The sequence below is a fragment of the Pseudomonas sp. KNUC1026 genome, assembly GCF_021650705.1.
In the GTDB taxonomy this organism is placed as follows: Bacteria; Pseudomonadota; Gammaproteobacteria; order Pseudomonadales; family Pseudomonadaceae; genus Aquipseudomonas.
The window spans coordinates 2,844,122-2,865,542 of the sequence record NZ_CP087138.1; the positions used below are offsets into that span (position 1 = coordinate 2,844,122).

The following is a 21,421-nucleotide window of genomic DNA, read 5'->3' on the forward strand; positions in this document are numbered from 1 at the left end:
AACCATCGTTCGGGGCGGCCTGCGTCAACCAGCGTGCGCCGGGCCGGTCTCCGGCATCCGCCAGGCGTACAACAGCCCACCCATCACCGCTACAGCCGCCAGCGCCAGAAAGGCGGCTTCGTACCCCACCCCGACGATGATGAAGCCCGCCAATGTCGCGCTGAGTGCGGCGCCCAGGCCCTGGGCGGTGGCGATGGCGCCTTGGCTTACGTTGAAGCGGCCGCTGCCGTGGGTCAGGTCGGCGATCACCACCGGCATCAGCGCGCCATAAATGCCCGCCCCCACACCGTCCAGGCATTGCACGGCGACCAGGTACCAGGGGTTGGGCGACAGCGTATAAAGGCCGCCGCGCAAGGCCAGGATGGCGAACGCCAGCAGAAAGATCGGCTTGCGCCCGATGCGATCGGCGCAGCGCCCCACGGCGATGGCCACCGGCACCATCACGCACTGCGCCGCGACGATGCACAGGGCGATCAGCGAAGTTGCGCTGGATTTGCCGACGATGTGCGTCAATTGCTGGCCGACCGAAGTGAGCATCGCGGCGTTGGCCAGGTGGAACAACGCCGCAAGCACCGCCAGCAGCATCAGCTTGCGGTTCGAGAGCAGGGCCTGCCAGGCCGATACCGGCGCTTTGTCGTGCTGTTCGGCGGCCATGCCACGGGCCAGGTCGTCATCGATCTCGTCCGCCGGCAAACGCCAGATCGCCATCAACGATGCTGCGGCCAGCGCCGCCATCAGCCAGAACACCACCAAAGGGCCGAAGACATACGCCAGCCCCGCCGCGAGTGCGGCAGAGAACGCGTTGCCGGCGTGGTTGAAGCCTTCGTTACGGCCGATATGCCGAGTGAAGTGCCTGGCCCCGACGATGCCCAAGGTGATCGCTGCCAGCGCGGGCGCGAACACAGCGCCCGCGATCTGGGCCAACGATTGGGTGGCAGCCACGACCCAGAAATTGCTGACCCATGGCAACGTCACGCAGCACAGCGTAATCACCAGCGTCGCTGCCAGCAGCAGCCCACGCTTGCCGCGCGTGCGGTCGATCAGCGCACCGGCCGGGGTCTGTGCCACAAGCCCGGCAATGCCGGCCAGTGTCATCACCAGCCCGGCGGTGGCTTCGTTCCAGCCCTCTTGAGGGCCGCGCACAGCAATCAGGTAGATCGCAAGATACGGCCCCAGGCCGTCACGCACATCGGCAAGGGTGAAGTTCAAGGCATCCAGCGCATGGCGCGCGCGTGCAGAAGGCGTGTGGGCAGGCATGGGCGTGTCCGTCGTCGGGGGCCGCCAGCGGCGGGCTGCCGGGCGGTGGAGCTTGGACCGGCAGCGCACGGCACGGTGCCGTTGCGCTTGTGGGTTTTGCCGGTTTTTCTACAAGATACTACGTGGCACCCTACGGCAACATGACAGCGCCACGCCTAGCCAGGCACCTGCGGCTGGGGATGCAGCGGCAGATGCAGCGTGATGCAGGTGCCCGTGCCCCCCTCACATTCAGCCACGCTGACCCGCCCACCGTGCGCCCCCACCATCGCCTGGCAGATCGACAACCCCAGCCCGGTGCCCTGCCCGCCTCGGTCGCCACGGGCCGCGGTGTAGAACATGTCGAAGATCTTGTCCCGTTCGTCCGCGGGAATGCCGGGGCCTTCGTCATTCACCGCCAGGCACAGCTTGCCCTCCCCCTCAAAAGCCGATACCCGGATGCAGCCCCCTGGCGGCGAAAACCGAGCGGCGTTTTCCAGCACGTTCACCAGCGCCTGTTCGATCAGCGCCGGGTGAGCCCAGAGCAACGGCAGGCGGTCGCCCGCGTCGACCTGCACGCGCAAGCCGGCCAGCACGCCACGCAGGCGCTGCACTGCCGAGCCGACGATGTCGACGGGCGCGACCCAGTCACGCGCCAGGCTCAAGGTGCCGTGGCCCATGCGGGTCATGTCGAGCAGGTTCTGGATGTAGCGGTCCAGGCGCTCGCACTCCAGGCGCGTGCCTTCGAGCAGCTCGGCCTGGTCTTCGGCACTGAGGGCGTCACCCAGCGCTTGCAGGCTTTCGATGCTGCCGCGCATGGCCGTGAGCGGCGTGCGCAGGTCATGAGACACCGAGGCCAGCAAGGCGCTGCGCAGCTCTTCGGTTTCCCCGCGCAGGCGCACCGCCTCCAGCTCCCGCGCCAGCCGCGCGCGTGCCAGCGCCTGGCTCAGCGGTTGCGCCAAGGCCATGACCAGGCGCCGGCGCGCGGCCAGAGTCGGTGCCTCGACGGCGGGCCACAGGGCAACCAGCCCCAGCGTGCCTTGCTCACCGGCCAGCGGCCACCACCAGGCCTGGCTGGCCGGCAGCGTGCCGGTGCCCACCCCTGCCGCGTGACCGTGCTGCCAGGCCCATTCGGCTGCAGCGCGTTCCGTTTCTCCCGCGCCGGCCGGGAGTTGCAGGCGGCCCTCGGCATCGCGCTCGTGAACGGTGACCGGCATGTCGCCCCAGTGTTCGAAGTGTTTGCGAGCAGCCTCAAGCACCGCTTCGTGGTCACTGGCGGCGGCCAGGCGCTGAGGAAGCCCCAGCAGCTCGGCGGTCTGCGCCTGAGTGTCGCGCAGCGCATGCAGGTGGCGCCGTTGCGCAGTGGCAAGGTTGCCGGTCAGCACCGCCATGAACAGGAAGAACAGCAGGGTGAGCAGGTCTTCGCGCAGGTCGATGCTCAAGGAAAAGATCGGCTCGATGAAGAGAAAGTCGTAGAGCAAAAACGACAGCGCCGCGCTCACCAGCGCAGGGCCGAGCCCACCGCGCACCGCCACCACCAGCACACCGGCCAGCAGCACCAGCGAGATGTTCGGCAGCACCAGCCAGTACGATACGCCCCAGGAGAGCGCCGCCATCAGCGCCGGCACGCCCAGCGCCAGCAGGTAATGCCGCGGCCGGCTGGGCAGGCGCAAGCGCCGCCTCGCGGTGTCGCCTGCGCTGTCACGGGCCAGCACCGACACTTCCACCCCCGGCAGCTTGCCGAGCAAGCGCTGGGCGACACCCGGCCGCCAGCGCCGCGCACGGCTCGCTGCCAGCAGCAGCGCACTGGCCCGGCGTTGCGCGGCATGCCAGCGCAAGGTGCCGGGCACATCCGTTGAGCGCAGCACCACTACCTCGCCGCCCAGGCGTTCCGCCAGTTGTTGGGCGGCCTGCAAGCGTTGCCGGCTGAGGTCGTCCAACACGGCGCCGGTGTCAACGTGCACCAGTGACCAAGGCAAGTGGCGCCGTTCGGCCACCCGGCAGCCGTGGCGCACCAGGCGCTCGGCCTGGCCGTCGCCCTGCACCGCCACCAGCAGGCGGCCGCGCAAGGCGGGCATCGCCAGGCCTTGCTCGCGGTAGTCCTGGGCAAGGTCACCTTCCACCTGCGCGGCGGCGGTCTGCATCGCCAGCTCGCGCAGCGCCGCCAGGTGTGTGGGCACGAAGAACGCTTCGATCGCCGCGCGCGCCTGCTCGGGCATGTACACCTTGCCCTCGCGCAGGCGCTCCAGCAGCTCACGCGGTGGCAGGTCGATCAGCACCAGTTCGTGAGCTTCCAGCACCACCCAGTCCGGCACGGTTTCGCGCACGCGCACACCGGTGATGCCGTGCACCTGGTCGTTGAGGCTTTCGAGGTGCTGCACGTTGACGGTGGTGTGCACGTCGATGCCGGCGGCCAGTAGCTCCTGCACATCCTGCCAGCGCTTGGCGTGGCGGCTTCCCGGTGCGTTGCTGTGGGCCAGTTCGTCGACCAGCGCCAGCGCCGGGCGCGCCGCCAGCACTGCATCCAGGTCCATGGCTTCGAGCACCTGGCCGCGATAGGCCAGGCGTGCCAGCGGCTGGCGCGGCAGGCCGACCAGCAAGGCTTCGGTCTCGGCGCGCCCATGGGTGTGCACCACGGCCGCCAGCAGGTTCACACCCTGGCGTTGCAGGGCCTGCGCGCCGCGCAGCATGGCGCAGGTCTTGCCGACGCCGGCGCAGGCGCCCAGGTACACCTTCAACCGCCCGCGCCCGTCAGGCAGGGCGGCCAGCAGGGCATCGGCGCGGGCGGCATCACTCATGGATCATCCTCTGGGCGCACCGGCTAGGGCGCTGATTGCAGTTGTTCCAGGCCCTGGTTCAAGGCCAGCACGTTGACGGTGGGCGGGCCGATCAGCGGGGCATGCACCTGGCTTTGTATCAGGTCGCTGAGCCGCGCAGGGTCGAGCCCGCGCGCGGCGGCGATGCGCTTAACCTGCCACAGCGCGGCCTCCGGTGGTAGGTCCGGGTCCAGGCCGCTGGCGGAGGTGGTCAGCAAGGCCAGCGGCACCGGGCCATCGCCCTGCCCGGCCAGCCTTGCCGCATCGGCGTCGACGCGCTTGGCCAGCGCCGGGTTGGTGGGCGCCAGGTTGCTGGCCGAGCTGGCCACGGTGGCGAACGCGCCGGCCGACGGGCGCGGCTGGAACCAGCGGTCGCCGTCGAAGGCCTGGGCAATCAGCGCCGAGCCTTGAACCTGGCCGCTGCCATCGAGCACCAGGCTGCCGCCGGCCTGCGCCGGGAAGGCCACCTTGGCCACAGCGGTCACGGCCAGCGGATAGGCGACGCCGGTGATCAGGGTGAGCGCAGCCAGCAAGGTGACTGCGGGGCGGAGAATCGTATTCATGGGCAGTTCCTCAAACCAGGTGCAGGGCGGTGAGCAGCAGGTCGATGGCCTTGATGCCGATGAACGGCACCACCACCCCACCCAGCCCGTAGATCAGCAGGTTGCGCCGCAACAGGCTGGCGGCATCGCGGGCTTGCGCACGCACGCCGCGCAGCGCCAACGGGATCAGCGCGATGATGATCAGCGCGTTGAAGACGATGGCCGAGAGGATCGCGCTCTGCGGGCTTTGCAGGTGCATGATGTTCAGCAGGCCCAGTTGCGGGTAGATGCTGGCGAACAGCGCCGGCAGGATGGCGAAGTACTTGGCCACATCGTTGGCCACCGAAAAGGTGGTGAGCGCGCCACGGGTCACCAGCAGTTCCTTGCCGATGCGCACTACATCCAGCAGCTTGGTCGGGTCGCTGTCGAGGTCGACCATGTTGGCTGCCTCGCGCGCCGCCTGGGTGCCTTCGTTCATCGCCACGCCCACGTCGGCCTGGGCCAGCGCCGGCGCGTCGTTGGCGCCGTCGCCACACATGGCCACCAGCCGCCCTTGCGCCTGCTCTTCGCGGATGCGTTCGAGCTTCTTTTGCGGCGTGGCTTCGGCGATCACGTCATCCACCCCGGCCTGAGCGGCGATGGCAGCGGCGGTCAGCGGGTTGTCGCCGGTGACCATCACCGTACGAATGCCCATCTTGCGCAATTCGTCGAAGCGCTCGCGGATGCCCGGCTTGACCACATCGGTGAGCTCGATGGCGCCGATCAGGCGCTCGTCGCAGGCGACCAGCAATGGCGTGCCACCGGCCTGGGCAATGCGTTCGAGTTCACGGGCAAGCGTCGGCGGCAGGTCGGCACGGCTGCGGCCGATGAACCCAAGCAAGGCGTCCACGGCGCCCTTGCGGTAGCGCTTGCCCTGGTAGTCGAGCCCGGAGAGGCGGGTTTCGGCGCTGAAGGGCACCGCCTGGGCATCGCCCAGCGCCGGCTGGCTGAACCGCGCCCAGGCGCTGCACGTAGTCGACCACCGATTTGCCTTCGGCGGTGTCATCGGCCAGCGATGCCAGCAGCGCGGCGTCGGCGGTTTCGGCCTTGGTCACGCCAGGGGCGGCCAGCAGCGCGGTGCAGCGGCGGTTGCCGAAGGTGATGGTGCCGGTCTTGTCCAGCAACAGCACGTGCACGTCGCCCGCAGCCTCCACCGCGCGGCCTGACTTGGCGATCACGTTCAGCCGCACCAGGCGGTCCATGCCGGCGATGCCGATGGCCGAGAGCAACCCGCCAATGGTGGTCGGGATCAGCGTGACCAGCAGCGCCACCAGGAACACCACCGGCAGGTTGCCGCCTGCGAAGGCTGCGAAAGGCTGAAGGGTCACGACCACCAGCAGGAAGATCAGGGTCATGCCGATCAGCAGGATGTCGAGCGCGATCTCGTTGGGGGTTTTCTGCCGGCGCGCACCTTCGACCAAGGCGATCATGCGGTCCAGCGTCGACTCGCCGGGGTTGGCGCTGATGCGCACCAGCAGCCAGTCCGACACCAGGCGGGTGTTGCCGGCGACCGCCGAGCGGTCGCCACCGGATTCGCGGATCACCGGCGCCGACTCGCCGGTGATGGCGGCCTCATCGACCGCCGCGATGCCTTCGAGCACCTCGCCGTCGCCGGGGATCATCTCGCCGGCTTCCACGCGCACCACATCACCCAGGCGCAGGCTGCTGGCCGGCACGTTCTGGAAGCTGCCATTGGCCTCGCGGCGGCGGGCCATGAGGTCGACGCTGCCGGCGCGCAGGCTGTCGGCGCGGGCCTTGCCACGGCCCTCGGCCAAGGCTTCGGCGAAGTTGGCGAAGAGCACGGTGAACCATAGCCACAGGGCGATCTGCAGGCCGATGCCCAGCGGCACCTCGGCATTGGGCAGCAGGCACAGCACGGTGGTGAGCACGGCGGTGAGCGCCACCACCAGCATCACCGGCGAGCGCTTGAGCTGGCGCGGGTCGAGCTTGACGAAGGCTTGCACAAGCGCCGGGCGCCACAGCGCCAGCAGGCCGGTGGAGGCAGTAGCGGCGTGGGCCACTGCCGGGGACTCATTGACAGGCATGTTCATGATCGGTCCTCAGAACCCGCTGCTCAGTTGATCGGCGATCGGGCCCAGCGCGAGGGTGGGCAGGAAAGTCAGGCCGCCCACCACCAGCACAGTGGCGGTCAGCAGCACGACGAACAGCAGGCCATGGGTGGGGAAGCTGTTGGGGCCGGTCGGCAGGGCTTTTTTCGCCGCCATGCTGCCGGCCAGCGCCAGCACCGGCAGGATGTAGCCGAAGCGGCCCAGCAGCATGCCCAGGCCCAGCATGATGTTGTGGAAATCGGTGTTGGCGCTGAAGCCACCGAAGGCCGAGCCGTTGTTGGCGCTGGCCGAGGTATAGGCATACAGCAGCTCGCTGAAGCCGTGCGCCCCGGGGTTGCCCAGCGCGGAGGCAGTGCTCGGCAGGCAGGCGGCGATGGCGCCCAGCACCAGCACGCCCACCGGCATCACCAGCAAGGTGGCCACCAGCAGCTTGACGTCATGGGCCACCAGCTTCTTGCCCAGGTATTCCGGGGTGCGGCCGATCATCAGGCCGGCCAGGAACACCGCGATCAGCACGAACAGCAACATGCCGTACAGGCCCGAACCGACACCGCCGAAGATCACCTCACCGAGCATCATGTTCACCAGCGCGACCATGCCGGTGATGGGGTTGAGGCTGTCGTGCATGCCGTTGACCGAGCCGTTGGAGGCGGCGGTGGTGACCACCGCCCAAAGCGTGGTGGCGGTGGTGCCGAAGCGGGTTTCCTTGCCTTCCAGCGGCGCGGCCTGTGCCAGGGCGCCGTGCAGGCTGGCCATGGGCTGATATTCGGCCCACAGCGCAAGCGCACCGCCGAACAGCAGCACCACCAGCATCGAGGCGAAGATCGCCCGGCTTTGGCGCAGGTCTTTCACGTAATGGCCATAGGTGAACACCAGGGCCGCCGGGATGCTGAGGATGGCCACCAGCTCCAACAGGTTGCTCCAGGCCGTTGGGTTCTCGAACGGGTGCGCCGAGTTCACGCCGAAGAAGCCGCCGCCGTTGGTGCCCAGCTGCTTGATCGCCACCTGGCTGGCCACCGGCCCTAAAGGCAGGCTCTGGTTGGCGCCTTGCAGCGTGTGTGCATCAACGTAGGCGGCGAAGGTTTGCGGCACCCCTTGCCACACCAGCACCAGAGCCAACACCAGGCACAGCGGCAACAGACCATAAAGGGTGGCACGGGTGAGGTCGGCCCAGAAGTTGCCGACGGTGCTGGCCGAGCGCCGCGCAATACCGCGGCTCAGGGCCACCAGCACGGCGATGCCGGTGGCGGCGCTGACGAAGTTCTGCACGGTCAGGCCGACCATCTGGCTGAAGTAACTCAGCGAGGCCTCGCCGCTGTAGGCCTGCCAGTTGGTGTTGGTGACGAAACTCACTGCCGTGTTGAACGCCAGCGACGCGTTGAGCCCCGGCAGGCCCTGTGGGTTGAGCGGCAAGGCGCCCTGCCCCATGAGGATGGCGAACAGCAGCACAAAACCTGCGAAGTTGAAGGCCAGCAGCGCCAGCGCGTAATGCTTCCAACCCTGCTCCTGACGCGGGTCGACCCCGGCCAGGCGATAGCAGCCGCGCTCGACGCCGCCCAGCAGCGGGTGCAGCCAGGTGCGCTCGCCTTCCATCACGCGGTAGTAAAAACGGCCCAGCAGCGGCGCAGGGAGCACCACCAGGGCCAGAAACAGCAGGATCAGCCAAACGTCATAACTGTGCATGGCCGCTCCTAACCGCGATCGGCGCGCAGCAGCGCCACCAGCAGGTAAGCGAACAGGCCCACAGCCAATAGCAGTGAAACCCCTTGGGTGATGCTCATTGCGATGACTCCTCGGTACCGGAAGGGTATGAGGCAATCATCAGGCGGGGGCGCGTAAAGGTTCGAGGGCAAGAAAGGCTGTGGCCGTAAAGTTTGCGTAAAAAAATGCGAGGAGCAGGGCCGTCCAAGATGAAGCGGGACAGGCCAGCGCCAATGACGGCGTTTGTGCAGGCGAGAGCAAGGTGCCGAAAAACAGCGGTTTAGAGCATTTGCACTACCCCGGGAAACAAGATGAAAATCAATGGTTTAACCGATTTTACCTCACTGTGTTTACTTCCCTGACAGGCAGCCGGATCCTCTGCGCCACAACAAAAACAAGCAAGGAATATCCCTGATGCACGCCCCAGATCGCGAAGGCCAGCCCGCTGGCCTTGAATTCGCGCAGTTGCGGTTCACCCCGAACAAGCCTGCCTCCTGCAACAGCATGCACTCGCCATCGCAGCCGCCGGCGGCCCCGACAACCCCGGCGCGCACGCTCAGGCAGAGGCGGCGGCCAAGCATCTTGGCCTACGCCTTACACCTAGCCAGCAGCAACTGATCGATCGTTACAGCAATGGCCAGATGGCTGCGCTGGAGTGCTGTGACCTGAACTGGCTCGAAGACACCGCCTTGCCGCCCCAGCTCCCATCGCTGGCGCAACTGCAGCGAGCCCCCGGCTGCCAGCGCCTGGCGGCGCGCAACCAGATATTGCTGAGCCTGGTTGCCCACAGGGCTTTCGCCTTCGACCTCGATAACCAAGGCCTGGTCGTTCGTGTGGTCGCCAACTTCCAGGGAGGGGGTGCTGTTGCACGCCCGGAAGAGGTCATCGGCGAACCTGTGGGGCGCAGCTCTCATGCGGGCATTGCCTTGGGCCCGCACACCGAGTCCCCCTACCATTGTGCGGTCAACGCCAGTGCCGGGCAGTCCCCGGCGCCCTCATCCCTTGCGTTGAGCGCACTGTGGAACCCCGCCGCTGAACCTACGCGCGTGATTCCCCTGGCAGGGATCCTCGACAGCCTGCCCGCCACGGACCTGCTCGCGCTCACCGCCCCCGCCTTCGACTACACCCGCAGCGATTGCTTCACCGCCGGCAAAGGAGCGAACGGCTACGGCGTGTCGTTGCTGCAGTTCGACCCGAACGGGGGCTTCGCATTTCGCTACAACAGCTATCGCCATACGGCCTCGGCGCACGCCCCTGCGGTAGTCCGCAGCGCGCTGGCGCGGCTGCAATCGGCTATCGCCAGCACCGAGCCTTTGATGTGCACGCTGCGCCAGGACCGCGCCCTGCTGATCAACAACTACCGGGCCTTGCATTGCCGCGAGGTGGTCCGGGACAACCGGCGCGTCCTGGTTCGGCTGTTCGGCTATTCGCGCTTCGCCAGGCCCGTGGTCGTTCAGCACGACCCCCTCATCGTCAAAGGCTGACTCACCGTCAAGGACTTGCCCGTGGAACTGGAATTCTCTCTGATCATCCTGCTGGCAGGCGTTGCCCTGGCCGCAGGTTTTTTCGACGCCATCGCCGGCGGTGGCGGGTTGGTAACCCTGCCCGCGCTGCTGCTGGCCGGCATCGACCCCGTCTCGGCGCTGGCCACCAACAAGTTTCAGGCAGCGTCGGCCTCCGTTTCGGCCACGGCCACTTTTGCCCGCAAGGGCATGATCGAGTGGCGCCGCGGCTTGCCCATGGCAGCGGTAGCGATGTTGGGAGGTGCCGGCGGCGCACTCAGCGCCAACTACATTCCGGCCACTGTATTTCAGGCGGTGGTACCGGTGCTGTTGGTCGCCGTGGCGGCCTATTTCGCTTTCAGCCCCAAGCTCGATGAGCAGGCCCGCCGGGCGCGGCTGAGCGCGGCCGCCTTCTGCCTCACGCTGGTGCCGATGATCGGCTTCTACGATGGCCTGTTCGGCCCGGGCGTGGGCTCGTTCTACATGCTGGCGTTCGTGTTGCTGCTGGGCCAGGGCGTGATGAGGGCGGTGTGCAACAGCAAGCTGCTCAACGCCGCCTGCAACCTGGGCGCGCTGCTGGTGTTCGGCCTGTTGGGCAATATCCTGTGGCCGCTGGCACTGGCGATGGGCGCTGCGGCGTTCATCGGGGCACAGCTGGGTGCGCGCTGCGCGGTGCATTTCGGGCCGACGCTGATCAAGCCCATGTTGATCACGGTGTGCTGCCTGATGGCGGGCAAGCTGCTGATGACACCGGGTAACCCGTGGCAGCAATGGATCACGACGTGCGCCGACGCTGTAAAAGGTGCGCTGGCCTGAGGCCAAACCCTGATCATGAGTAAATCTATTGATCAATCCAAATTAAATGAATTTGTTTCAACATGCCCATTCTCTGACAATCACTCCTACGCAATTGAGCTTCGGAGAGATTTCAAATGGCACTGGCACACACCTTGGGCTTCCCGCGCATCGGCGGCGACCGTGAACTGAAAAAAGCCCAGGAAGCATTCTGGAAGGGCACGTTGGACGAAGCCGGCCTGCGCGCGGTGGGCCGTGAGCTGCGCGCCGCCCACTGGCAGGTGCAGAAGGCCGCCGGCATCGAGCTGCTACCGGTGGGCGATTTTGCCTGGTACGACCAGGTGCTCACCCATTCGCTGATGTTTGGCGCGGTCCCTGAGCGCTTTGCCCCGCAAGGTGGCACCAAGCCCACCCTGAATACGCTGTTCACAATGGCGCGGGGTGTCGGCGAGGGCTGCTGTGGCGGTGCTCACGCCCAGGAAATGACCAAGTGGTTCGATACCAACTACCACTACCTGGTCCCGGAATTCAGCCACGACCAACCGTTCGCCCTCAGTTGGGATCAATTGTTCGAAGAGGTCGACGAAGCCAAGGCGCTGGGCCATGCGGTCAAGCCGGTGATCATCGGCCCGCTGACCTACCTGTGGCTGGGCAAGGCAAAGGGGTCGAGTTCGACAAGCTGTCGCTGGTCGACCGCCTGCTGCCGCTGTATGACCAGATCTTCAACCGCCTGGCCGGCCAGGGTGTGGAATGGGTACAGATCGACGAACCGATCCTGGCGCTGGACCTGCCACAGGCGTGGAAGAACGCCTACGAGCGCGTTTACAACATCCTCCAGCGCTCGCCACTGAAAAAACTGGTGGCCACTTACTTCGGCGGGCTGGAAGACAACCTTGGCCTGGCCGCCGGCCTGCCGGTAGAAGGCCTGCACATCGACCTGGTGCGCGCCCCGGAGCAGTACCCGACCATCCTCGACCGGCTGCCGGCCTACAAGGTGCTGTCGCTGGGCGTGGTGAACGGGCGCAATGTGTGGCGCTGTGACCTGGACAAGGCCCTGGAAGTGCTGCGCCACGCGGCCGAGCGCCTGGGCGACCGGCTGTGGGTGGCGCCCAGCTGCTCGCTGCTGCACAGCCCGGTAGACCTGGCCCGCGAAGACCAGCTCGACCCCGAACTCAAAAGCTGGCTGGCCTTCGCCGTGCAAAAGTGCGAGGAAGTGGCCGTGCTCACCCAGGCACTGCGCGACCCCGAGGCGCCTCAGGTGCACGCAGCCCTGGCCGAAAGCCGCGCCGTGCAGGCCAGCCGCGCCGCCTCGCCGCGCATCCACAAACCCGCCGTGCAACAACGCCTGAACAGCATCGTGCCTGCCGACAGCCAGCGTGCGTCGAGTTTCGAGCAGCGCATCGCCGTGCAACGCGCAAGGCTTGCCCTGCCTGCCTACCCCACCACCACCATCGGCTCGTTCCCGCAGACCTCGGCCATCCGCGCGGCGCGCCAGGCCTTCAAGCAAGGCACGCTGAGCCAGGCCGGCTACACCCAGGCCATGCAGCGCGAGATCGAGCATGCCGTGCGCATCCAGGAAAACCTCGGCCTGGACGTGCTGGTGCACGGCGAGGCCGAGCGCAACGACATGGTCGAGTACTTCGCCGAGCAGCTCGATGGCTACCTGTTCACCCGCTTCGGCTGGGTGCAGAGCTACGGCTCGCGCTGCGTGAAGCCGGCGGTGATCTACGGCGACCTCAGCCGGCCGAAGGCGATGACGGTGGAGTGGATCACCTACGCGCAAAGCCTGACCCGCAAGGTGATGAAGGGCATGCTCACAGGCCCGGTGACCATGCTGATGTGGTCGTTCCCGCGCGAGGACATCGACCGCGAGACGCAAGGGCGGCAGTTGGCGCTGGCCATTCGCGATGAGGTGGCGGACCTGGAGCAGGCCGGCATCAGGATCGTGCAGATCGACGAGGCCGCGTTCCGCGAAGGCCTGCCACTGCGCCAGAGCGCCTGGCCGCGCTACCTGGAGTGGGCGACCGAAGCCTTCCGCCTGTGCGCCTCGGGCGTGCGCGACGAAACGCAGATCCACACCCACATGTGCTACAGCGAGTTCAATGACGTGATCGAGTCCATCGCGGCGATGGATGCCGATGTCATCACCATCGAAACCTCGCGCTCGGACATGGAGCTGCTGGAGGCATTCGAGCGCTTCGACTATCCCAACGAAATCGGCCCGGGCGTTTACGACATCCACTCCCCGCGGGTGCCCAGCACCGAGGAAATGGCCAACCTGATGCGCAAGGCAGCCCGGCGCATCCCGGCCGAGCGGCTGTGGGTGAACCCGGACTGTGGGCTCAAGACCCGCGCCTGGCCCGAAACCGAGGCTGCGCTGGTGAACATGGTGGCGGCGGCCAAGCAGTTGCGCCACGCTGGCGCCTGAGCACCACGCTGGCAGATAATGCTCCGAATTTTCCGGCCGCAGGCACTGGCCTGCGCGCCCTGAGGAGCGATGGATGGTAAAGATAAAACCCCGCCCCGCCGTGAGCGGGGTGGCCTCCGCCGACCGTGTGCTGACCGTGCTCAGCGCCTTTCGCATCGGCGACACGGCCCTGAGCCTGGTCGACCTCACCGAACGCACCGGCCTGATCAAGAGCACGATCATGCGCCTGGTGGTCTCGCTTGAAACCTACGGTTTCGTCAATCGCCTGGCCGACGGCCGCTATATGCTGGCCAGCGAAGTCATGCGCCTGAACGCGGTGTACCAGGAGTCGCTGGACCTGGAGCGGCACGTGCTGCCGCTGCTGCATCGGCTGACCGACGAAACCGGTGAAACCGCCTCTTTCTATGTGCGCCACGGCGCTTATCGCCTGTGCCAGTACCGGGTCAACTCACCGCACCGCCTGCGCCTGCACCTGCAGCCCGGTGACATCCGCCCGATGGACGGCGCCGCCAGCGCCCAGGCGCTGCGCTGCACTTACGAGCGTGCCCTTGAACACCCGGCGCCGTTCTATTCCTGCGGCGCCACCGACCCGCACTCGGCGTCGATGTCGTTGCCGATCTTCGGCGCACTCAACGAGCTGGTCGGCGCGTTGGTGGTGTCCGGGCCGGCGGGGCGCCTCACCGAGGAGCGTGCCCGCTCCTTCGACGAGTTGTTCATGCAGATCGCCCAGGACCTTGCCCGCAGCCTGGGCGGCAAGGCCGAGGCTGGTCAGAACCCGTAAAGGCTGGCTGGGTTGTCGCGCAGGATGGCGATGCGATCTTTCTCGTTAGGCGCCCATTGCGAGAACAGGTCGAGGATGTGCGCGTCATCGGGCTTGCTCTCAAGGGCCACGGTGGGGTGTGGCCAGTCACTGCCCCAGAGCAGGCGATCAGGCCGCGCCTTCACCAGTGCCTTGGCCACCGAACCCACGTCCGGGTAATCCGGCGCGCCCACTTCGAGCGGATGTACGGCCCGGAGAGCTTGACCCAAGTGCGGTCGCCGGCCAGCAGCCGGTTGATCGTGGCGAACGCCGCGGCATCGATGCCCTCCGGCTGCGGCACGTGGCCCATGTGGTCGATCACCAGCCGCGCCGGCAGCTCGGCCAGCCGAGGCTCCAGGTCCAGCAGTTGCGTGCCCGGGGCCACCACCTGCACGTGCCAGCCCAGTTCATTGACTCGGTGCGCCAGCGGTTCCAGATCATCCAGGCTCGCCCCGCCATAGCTGAGGTTGAAGCGAATCCCGCGCACCCCCGCCTTGTTCATCTGTTCAAGCTCGGCATCGCTGATATCAGCCGCGATGACCGCCACACCGCGGGCGTTGCCGTTGCTCTCGCGCAGGCCGTCGAGCAGGCAGCGGTTGTCGGTGCCATAGGTGGACGGCGTCACGATCACGAAGCGCTGCAGGTGCAGGCGCTGCTGCACCTGCGCGTAGTCGGCAAGCGTGGCATTCGGCGGCAGCAGCGTGGCGCCGGGGGCCGCCGGGTAGCGGTCGTTGTACAGGTGCATGTGGCAGTCGACGCTGCCTGCCGGCGGGATGAACCGTGCCGGCTTCGTCTCCACTGGAGTAACGCGCAGCGGCCAGGGCCGGGAATGACGCCAGCGCTCCGGCGGCGGCGGTAGCTTGCAGAAACAGGCGACGAGTAAAGTCCATGGGCTGATCTCTTGTTGTTGTATGGCACTGCGCCGCCCGAAGGCGGCGCAGTGATGCAGCGGTGGGGGTTCAGCGTGCGTTGGCGACGCTGGCCGCGTGTTCGTTTTCACGCATGCGCTTGCGGCCCATGATCAACACCATCGAACCGGCAGCGATGTTCAGCACCGCCAGCGGCAGCAAGGCCAGGGCGTAGCTGCCGGTGGCGTCGTGCACGGCGCCGTAGATGTTGACCATCATGCCGCCGCCGAACAGGTTGGCCCAGGCGCCGATGGCCGCCAGCCCCGCTGCGGCGGTGCTCGAAGACATCCAGCCGGAGGCCAGTGCCCAGAACGGGCCTTTCATCGAGTAGGCACCGATCAGCACCATCGACAGCAGCACCACGGTGCCCACCAGGGAACCGGTCACCAGCGTCAGCAACAGGCCTGCGGCGATCAGGTACAGGGTGGTTGCGGTGTGCCAGCGGCGCTCGTTGCGTTTGTCGGAGCTGCGGCCCCAGGCGATCATCACGATCGAGGCCAGGCCGTAAGGGATGGCGTTGACCAGGCCGATCTGCAACGGGTCGAGGTGGAAGGTCTTGAGCAGTTGCGGCGCCCAGACGCTCATGGTGCTGCCGGCGGCCGAGGCGCCGGTGTAGATCAGGATCATCGCCCAGATGTCCTTGTGCTTGAGCAGGCTCCACAGCGAAATGTGGCCGATCTGGGTTTTCTGCTGGCGCTCGTCGGCCAGGCGCTGGGTGAGCCAGTTGCGCTGCTCGTCGGTCAGCCATTTGGCTTGCTCGGGCTTGTCGGTGAGCACGAACAGGCACGCGATGCCCAGCAGCACCGCTGGGATGCCTTCGAGGATGAACAGCCAATGCCAGCCGCGCATGCCCAGCATGCCGTCGAGCGTGAGCAGGTAACCGGAGAGCGGCGAGCCGAGGAAGTTGGCGCCGGGAATGGCGACCATGAAGATCGCGACCATCCGCGCGCGGTAGGCCGAGGGCAGCCAGTAGGTGAGGTACAGCAGCACGCCGGGGAAGAACCCGGCTTCGGCCGCACCCAGCAGAAAGCGCATCACATAAAGCGAATTGGAGCCCTGCACAAAGGCGGTGCCGGCGGAGATAAGGCCCCAGGTGATCATGATGCGGGCGATCCACATGCGCGCGCCGAACTTCTGCAACGCCAGGTTGCTCGGCACTTCCACCAGGAAGTAGGCGACGAAGAACAGGCTGCTGGCAAAGCCGAAGATCGCCGGGGACAGCCCCAGGTCCTGGTTCATCTGCAGCGATGCCATGCCGATGTTGCCGCGGTCGATGATCGCGATCAGGTAACACAAAATCAGAAACGGCAGCAGTCGCCAGGCGACGCGGTGCATGGTGGCGCGTTCGAGCTCGCTGATGTTGGAGGCGGAAACCATGATGCTCCCCTGTACTTTATTGTTGTGGAATCAGGCTATCGGAAGAAGGCGCCGCCAAGCGGCGGCGCGCACTCAACTGCCGAGCAACTGGCGGTTGGCGATGCAGCGCGGGTCGAGCGCCTTGCCGGCCCACACATCCAGGATCTGCTGGACGGCCACCATGCCCACGCGGTCACGCGACTCGGTGGTGTTGGCGCCCACGTGCGGGGTGCCGACCAGGTTGGGCAGGCTCCACAACGGGCTATCGGCTGGTGGCGGCTCGGGGTTGAAGGTGTCGAGCCCGGCACCGCCGATCTGGCCGCTCTTGAGCGCCTCGACCAGCGCCGGGGTGTCGATCAGCTCGCCACGCGCGGTGTTGATCAGCAGGCTGCCAGGGCGCATGCGCTTGAACTGTTCGGTGCTGAACAGGTGGCGGTTGGCGTCGGTCAGCGGGCAATGCAGGCTGATGATGTCGCAGGTTTCCAGCAGGCGGTCGAAGTCGGTTTCGCGGGAAACGTTATCGCGCTGCGGCAGTTCCTTGAGATAGGGGTCGTAGACCTTCACGGCCATGCGCAGCGGCGCGACCAGGTCCATCAGGATGCCGCCGATGGCGCCCAGCCCCACCAGGCCCAGGGTTTTGCCGAACAGCTCGGTGCCGTTGGCCGTGGCTTTGTCCCAGTGGCCTGCGCGTACGCGGGCGTCGAGCCAGGCGGTCTGGCGCGCCACGCTGAACATCAGCGCAAAGGCATGCTCGGCCACTGACTGGGCATTGGCGCCCACTGCGATGGTGACGGGAATACCGCGCTCGGCGGCGGCCTTGATGTCGATGGTGTCGAAGCCCACGCCGTGCTTGGCGATGACCTTGAGGTTCGCCGAGGCTTCGATCATCTCGCGGGTGAGCTTGCCGGTGCGCACGACGATCGCGTCGGGCTGTTCGGCCTTGATCAAGGCGGCCATTTCATCGGCGGGCATGTAGGGGGTGGTCGGCATGACCTCTACGCCCTGGGAGGCGGCATGGGCCATGGCTTCAGGGGCCAGCGCCAGGCCCGTGAGGAGGATTTTGCGTTTCATCTGCACACCTTGTTCTTATCGTTAAGGCCTGTTCAGGCTTTGCTCAACCCTATCATAACGAAATGGCGTTGCAACATAGATTTCAGTAACGCCGAATCATCTCGAAAAATTGCGTCATCGCACGGATTGAATTGCAATTCACGAAATGACATTCTGAAAACATAGCCGGCTCGGCAACCGGCGACTTCCCCCATAATTTCGAGGAGAACGCCAAAATGACGATCGGATTCAGAGTGTTGAAGGCAGCTCGCAAAGTCAGCCCGGAGTGGGTCGAGCGCTATCGCCATGTGCCTGTGGCCAACGTCAGCGATTCGATGAACCGCATGACCGCAGGCGGCTCGCGCCTTCGCCCGATGCACCGCGAAGGCGTGCTGGCCGGCCCGGCACTGACCGTCAAGGCGCGCCCGGGCGACAATCTGATGCTCCATTACGCGATCGACATCGCCCAGCCCGGCGACGTGATCGTGGTGGACGCCGGCGGCGACCTGACCAACGCCCTGATCGGCGAGATGATGGTGGCCTACGCCGTGAAACGCGGCGTGGCCGGCATCGTCATCCATGGCGCGATCCGCGATGCCGCCAGCATCGGCGCCGGTGATTTCCCGCTGTTCGCTGCCGGCGTTTCGCACCGTGGCCCGTACAAGGACGGCCCGGGCGAGATCAACGTGCCGATCGCCATCGACGGCATGGTCATCGAGGCGGGCGACCTGGTGATCGGCGACGACGACGGCCTGCTCTGCGTGCCTTACGACCAGGTGCCAGAGGTGTTCGACCGCGCTTCGGCCAAGCACGCCGCCGAGACCAAGCAGCTGGAACAGATCGCCAAGGGCGAGAACGACCGCAGCTGGGTACTGAAGTCGCTGCAGCAAAAAGGCTGTGCGTTGCCGGAGTGAGGCAGCGTATCGTGCGCCATGACTGGCGCTTGACGATGAGACCCTTGCATTGACCGAACCTGCACCCACTTCGCGCTGGCCCGCCCCTGTGCGGGCCCTCGCCCGCCGAGACTTCCAGATCTACTTCGTGGGCCAGGGCGTTTCGACCCTGGGCAAGTGGGTGCAACAGGTCGCCCTTTCGTGGCTGGCCTATCACATCACTGCCTCGGCGACCTTGCTGGGGGTGATCACCTTTCTGAGCCTGGCGCCGCAGTTGCTGGTAGGCCCTGTCGCGGGCGCCTGGATCGACCGGCGCGACAAGCGCCGCTGCCTGATCGTGGCGCAATCGCTGCTCGCCCTGCAGTCGCTGGTGCTGGCGCTGCTCACCTGGCAGGGCTGGGTCAACGCCAACGTGCTGATCGGCATGGCCTTGCTGCTGGGCTTGCTCAATGCGGTGGAAACACCCCTGCGCCAGGCGCTGATCGGCAGCTTCGTGGGCGACACCGCCGACCTGCCCAACGCGCTGGCGCTCAACGCCATGCTGATCAACGCGGCGCGCTTTCTCGGCCCACCGCTTGCCGGTGCGCTGATCGCCGCCAGTGGCGAGGCAGTGTGCTTTCTGATCACCGCCGTGGCCTTTGCGCTGCTCCTGCTGGGGCTGGCCAAGGTGCAGGGCAGCGCCTCGGCCAAGGCCACAGGCTCCACCGCGCAGATGTTCCGCGAAGGGCTGGCGTACGTCTGGCAGACGGTGTCGGTTCGCCGGCTGATGCTGGGCGTGATCATGGTCAACCTGCTGGCCTCGAACTACACCGTGCTGCTGCCGGTGCTGGCCAAGACCCTGTACCAGGGCGATGCGCGCATGCTGGGCTGGTTATGGGGAGCGGCCGGTGCCGGCGCGTTCGTCGCCACCATCGCCCTTGCCCTGGGCGGCGCGCTGCACCGGCTGGAGCGGATCATCACCTGCGCAGCACTGGGCTGCGCACTGGCGCTGATCCTGTTGGCATTCCAGGTGCCGCTACCGATGGCGCTGGCATCACTGGCACTGCTGGGCTGCGGCATCACTGCCAGCAATGTGAGCACCAACATGCTGCTGCAAAGCGGCGCACCCGAGCACTTGCGCGGGCGCGTAGTGGCGCTGTACATCGCCATGCGCTTCGGTTTCGAGGCCGTCGGCGGCTTGCTGGCGGGGCTTTTGGCCAGCCTGGTTGGCGCGCCCATGACGCTGGGCGCTGCCGGGCTTGTGCTGGTGAGCTTTCTGGTACTCGAAAACCGCTTCAGCAATTCAGAAATAGAAACCGCATTGCATAAACTACCTGGTCGCCACCTGGCAAACCCTTCTTTTTTTGCTAAATCGCTTTATCTCAAGAAGCGATTGACGTCAGCCTTCGCTTGCGGATAGCTTTTAAGAAACGCCATTTCAAAAATAACAAAAAGTGGAGTTTCACCCATGACCCGTACCCCACGGTTGAAAGCCCGTTTCCACGCCCTGGCCATGGGCGCCCTGCTCAGTTGCGCCTTCACCACCACCACCGCTCACGCCGAACAGTCCAAAGTGACCATCGCCATCCAGTACGGCTACGCCTACCTGCCGGTGACCGTCGCCGAAAAACAGGGCCTGTTCCGCAAGCACGCCAGCGCGCTCGGCGAGCCGGATGCTGCGTTCGAAATCAAGCGCATCAGCGGCGCCGCAGCGATCAACGATGCCCTGATCAGCTCCAACGTCGACATCGGCGGCTACGGCCTCTACGGCACCCTCACCGCCTGGCAGAAGACCCGCAACAACCTCGACATCCGCGCCCTCTGCGCGCTGGTGGCGGGCGACAACGGCTTCTACGTGAACGACCCTGCGATCAAGTCCATCGCCGACTTCAAGCCCGGCGACAAGATCGCCGTGACCGCGCCCAACGGCCAGCAAGCGGTGCTGTTGCAGATGCTCGCCGAGCAGCAGTTCGGCGAGGGCAATGCCCACCGCATGGACAACCTGATGGTCGCCCTGCCCCACCCCGATGCGTTGGCAAGCCTTGTGAACAAGGCCGGCATCAAGGGCTACATCGGCCCCAACCCCTACAGCTACATCCTCGATCACGACCCATCGGTGACCAAGCTGTTCGACTTTTCCAAAGCCCTGAACATGCGCATGACCAGCGGCGTGCTGGCCAGCACCGGCAAGTTCGTCAAGGGCAACCCGCACCTGGCCAAGGCGGTGGTCGACGCCATCGCCGAGGCCGACGAGTTCATCCGCAACAACCCGCGCCAGGCCGCCCAGCTGTACCTGGACAGCGAGCCCTCCAAGCTCACCCTCGAACAGACCGAAGACATGCTGAGCCAGGTCACCGGCGAGTGGGGTGTTCAGCCCCAGGGCGTGATGCACCTTGCAGAATTCATGGCCCGCACCGGCGCCCTGAAAGAACCGCTGACGGACTGGAAACAAGTGTTCTTCGACCCGGTGGCTCAAGGCGAGGGCAACTGACATGAGTGCAATGCCCAGCATGGCGCCAGTGCCGGCAGGCCTGGACACCCGCGCGCAGCTTTCGGTAGACAACGTCACCCTGCAGTACAAGACCCGCGAGCAACTGATCACCGCCACCCACGGGGTGTCGTTCGCGGTACACCGGCACGACCGCTTCATCCTGCTGGGGCCTTCGGGCTGCGGCAAGTCGAGCCTGCTCAAGAGCGTGGCGGGCTTTCTGGCGCCGGCTGCGGGGAGATCTACCTCGATGGCCGCGCCGTGCGCGAGCCAGGCCCGGACCGGATGATGGTGTTCCAGGAGTTCGACCAGCTCATGCCGTGGAAGACGGTGCTGGGCAACATCATGTTCCCGATGCAGATGACCCGGCGCTTTCCTGCCAACGAAGTGCGCGAGCGCGCACTGCGGGTGGCGGCCGAAGTGGGCCTGGAGCGCTTCAAGGATGCTTATCCGCACCAGTTGTCCGGCGGCATGAAGCAACGCGTGGCCATCGCCCGAGCGCTGGCGATGGAGCCGGCGATCCTGCTGATGGACGAGCCCTTCGCCGCCCTCGATGCCCTCACCCGCCGGCGCATGCAGGAGGAGCTGTTGCAGCTGTGGGAACAGGCGCCTTTCACGCTGATGTTCGTGACCCACTCGATCGATGAGGCGATCCTGCTCGGCTCGCGCATCCTGGTGCTCACCCCCATCCCGGGCAGGTGCGTGCCGAGCTCGACGCCAGCGCCTTCGGCTTCGCCGAGCAAGGCAGTGAGGGCTTCGCCGCACTGCGCAGAACGCATCAACCACATGCTCTTCGGCGATCAGGAGACCGCACATGAATAAG

Annotated in this window: 15 protein-coding genes and 3 pseudogenes; 8 read left to right on the forward strand and 10 right to left on the reverse strand. The window is 66.4% G+C overall.

The annotated features are described in order from the left end of the window. Positions 1-24: 24 nt before the first annotated feature. From LN139_RS13225 to kdpF, 6 genes and pseudogenes are all read right to left on the reverse strand, one after another. Positions 25-1,257 (reverse strand): MFS transporter, encoded by a 1,233-nt coding sequence (locus LN139_RS13225; RefSeq protein ID WP_236354167.1) that lies wholly within the window; start codon positions 1,255-1,257, stop codon positions 25-27. A gap of 155 nt (positions 1,258-1,412) precedes the next feature. After that, positions 1,413-4,031, reverse strand: coding sequence for a sensor histidine kinase (locus LN139_RS13230; RefSeq protein WP_236354171.1), 2,619 nt, complete (start codon positions 4,029-4,031; stop codon positions 1,413-1,415). Between the two features lie 23 nt (positions 4,032-4,054). Continuing rightward, positions 4,055-4,612 (reverse strand): potassium-transporting ATPase subunit KdpC, encoded by a 558-nt coding sequence (gene kdpC / locus LN139_RS13235; RefSeq protein WP_236354173.1) that lies wholly within the window; start codon positions 4,610-4,612, stop codon positions 4,055-4,057. 10 nt (positions 4,613-4,622) lie between these two features. Beyond that, a pseudogene (kdpB, locus tag LN139_RS13240) lies at positions 4,623-6,681 on the reverse strand (potassium-transporting ATPase subunit KdpB). Positions 6,682-6,690: 9 nt separating this feature from the next. Continuing rightward, positions 6,691-8,382, reverse strand: a complete 1,692-nt coding sequence (gene kdpA / locus LN139_RS13245) for a potassium-transporting ATPase subunit KdpA (RefSeq protein ID WP_236354177.1) — start codon at positions 8,380-8,382, stop codon at positions 6,691-6,693. Positions 8,383-8,390: 8 nt separating this feature from the next. After that, complete coding sequence (gene kdpF, locus LN139_RS13250; protein ID WP_097083548.1) at positions 8,391-8,480, reverse strand: K(+)-transporting ATPase subunit F; 90 nt, start codon at positions 8,478-8,480, stop codon at positions 8,391-8,393. Between the two features lie 561 nt (positions 8,481-9,041). On the opposite strand from kdpF, the gene LN139_RS13255 reads away from it, so the two are divergent. From LN139_RS13255 to LN139_RS13270, 4 genes and pseudogenes are all read left to right on the forward strand, one after another. After that, a complete protein-coding gene (locus tag LN139_RS13255; RefSeq protein ID WP_236354178.1) occupies positions 9,042-9,884 on the forward strand; it encodes a hypothetical protein in 843 nt (280 codons plus the stop codon). A 21-nt stretch (positions 9,885-9,905) separates the two neighbouring features. Then, on the forward strand, positions 9,906-10,718 hold the full coding sequence (locus LN139_RS13260) for a TSUP family transporter (protein WP_236354179.1): 813 nt from the start codon (positions 9,906-9,908) through the stop codon (positions 10,716-10,718). Positions 10,719-10,834: 116 nt separating this feature from the next. Further along, positions 10,835-13,125, forward strand: a pseudogene (metE, locus tag LN139_RS13265) (5-methyltetrahydropteroyltriglutamate--homocysteine S-methyltransferase). A 73-nt stretch (positions 13,126-13,198) separates the two neighbouring features. Continuing rightward, positions 13,199-13,906: an IclR family transcriptional regulator gene (locus LN139_RS13270; RefSeq protein ID WP_236354180.1), complete on the forward strand. Its 708-nt coding sequence runs from the start codon at positions 13,199-13,201 to the stop codon at positions 13,904-13,906. Here LN139_RS13270 and LN139_RS24885 read toward each other — a convergent pair. The 4 genes from LN139_RS24885 to LN139_RS13285 form a co-directional block, all read right to left on the reverse strand. After that, positions 13,894-14,085, reverse strand: coding sequence for an amidohydrolase family protein (locus LN139_RS24885; protein ID WP_268944744.1), 192 nt, complete (start codon positions 14,083-14,085; stop codon positions 13,894-13,896). The two genes, LN139_RS13270 and LN139_RS24885, sit on opposite strands and share 13 nt — an antisense overlap. Next, the gene (locus LN139_RS13275) at positions 14,067-14,723 is read right to left on the reverse strand and encodes an amidohydrolase family protein (protein WP_268944745.1); all 657 of its coding nucleotides are present in this window, start codon (positions 14,721-14,723) and stop codon (positions 14,067-14,069) included. The genes LN139_RS24885 and LN139_RS13275 overlap by 19 nt, the downstream gene beginning before the upstream one ends. A gap of 160 nt (positions 14,724-14,883) precedes the next feature. Then, complete coding sequence (locus tag LN139_RS13280; protein WP_236354181.1) at positions 14,884-16,209, reverse strand: MFS transporter; 1,326 nt, start codon at positions 16,207-16,209, stop codon at positions 14,884-14,886. A gap of 72 nt (positions 16,210-16,281) precedes the next feature. Then, positions 16,282-17,259: a hydroxyacid dehydrogenase gene (locus LN139_RS13285; protein ID WP_236354183.1), complete on the reverse strand. Its 978-nt coding sequence runs from the start codon at positions 17,257-17,259 to the stop codon at positions 16,282-16,284. 215 nt (positions 17,260-17,474) lie between these two features. Here LN139_RS13285 and LN139_RS13290 point away from each other — a divergent pair, with 215 nt between their 5' ends. From LN139_RS13290 to LN139_RS13305, 4 genes and pseudogenes are all read left to right on the forward strand, one after another. Next, positions 17,475-18,152, forward strand: coding sequence for an RraA family protein (locus tag LN139_RS13290; RefSeq protein WP_236354186.1), 678 nt, complete (start codon positions 17,475-17,477; stop codon positions 18,150-18,152). A gap of 49 nt (positions 18,153-18,201) precedes the next feature. Beyond that, complete coding sequence (locus LN139_RS13295) at positions 18,202-19,530, forward strand: MFS transporter (protein WP_236354188.1); 1,329 nt, start codon at positions 18,202-18,204, stop codon at positions 19,528-19,530. Positions 19,531-19,578: 48 nt separating this feature from the next. Beyond that, positions 19,579-20,601 (forward strand): ABC transporter substrate-binding protein, encoded by a 1,023-nt coding sequence (locus LN139_RS13300; protein WP_236354190.1) that lies wholly within the window; start codon positions 19,579-19,581, stop codon positions 20,599-20,601. A gap of 1 nt (position 20,602) precedes the next feature. Then, positions 20,603-21,420 (forward strand): annotated as a pseudogene (locus LN139_RS13305) (ABC transporter ATP-binding protein). Position 21,421 lies beyond the last annotated feature (1 nt).

Bases quoted from the DNA above. Each gene is read 5' to 3' on its own strand.
- LN139_RS13230 (WP_236354171.1), bottom strand. From the start codon at position 4,031: ATGAGTGATGCCGCCCGCGCCGATGCCCTGCTGGCCGCCCTGCCTGAC.
- kdpC (WP_236354173.1), bottom strand. From the start codon at position 4,612: ATGAATACGATTCTCCGCCCCGCAGTCACCTTGCTGGCTGCGCTCACC.
- LN139_RS13285 (WP_236354183.1), bottom strand. From the start codon at position 17,259: ATGAAACGCAAAATCCTCCTCACGGGCCTGGCGCTGGCCCCTGAAGCC.
- LN139_RS13255 (WP_236354178.1), top strand. From the start codon at position 9,042: ATGGCTGCGCTGGAGTGCTGTGACCTGAACTGGCTCGAAGACACCGCC.
- kdpF (WP_097083548.1), bottom strand. From the start codon at position 8,480: ATGAGCATCACCCAAGGGGTTTCACTGCTATTGGCTGTGGGCCTGTTC.
- LN139_RS13225 (WP_236354167.1), bottom strand. From the start codon at position 1,257: ATGCCTGCCCACACGCCTTCTGCACGCGCGCGCCATGCGCTGGATGCC.
- LN139_RS13300 (WP_236354190.1), top strand. From the start codon at position 19,579: ATGACCCGTACCCCACGGTTGAAAGCCCGTTTCCACGCCCTGGCCATG.
- kdpA (WP_236354177.1), bottom strand. From the start codon at position 8,382: ATGCACAGTTATGACGTTTGGCTGATCCTGCTGTTTCTGGCCCTGGTG.
- LN139_RS13280 (WP_236354181.1), bottom strand. From the start codon at position 16,209: ATGGTTTCCGCCTCCAACATCAGCGAGCTCGAACGCGCCACCATGCAC.
- LN139_RS13290 (WP_236354186.1), top strand. From the start codon at position 17,475: ATGACGATCGGATTCAGAGTGTTGAAGGCAGCTCGCAAAGTCAGCCCG.
- LN139_RS13270 (WP_236354180.1), top strand. From the start codon at position 13,199: ATGGTAAAGATAAAACCCCGCCCCGCCGTGAGCGGGGTGGCCTCCGCC.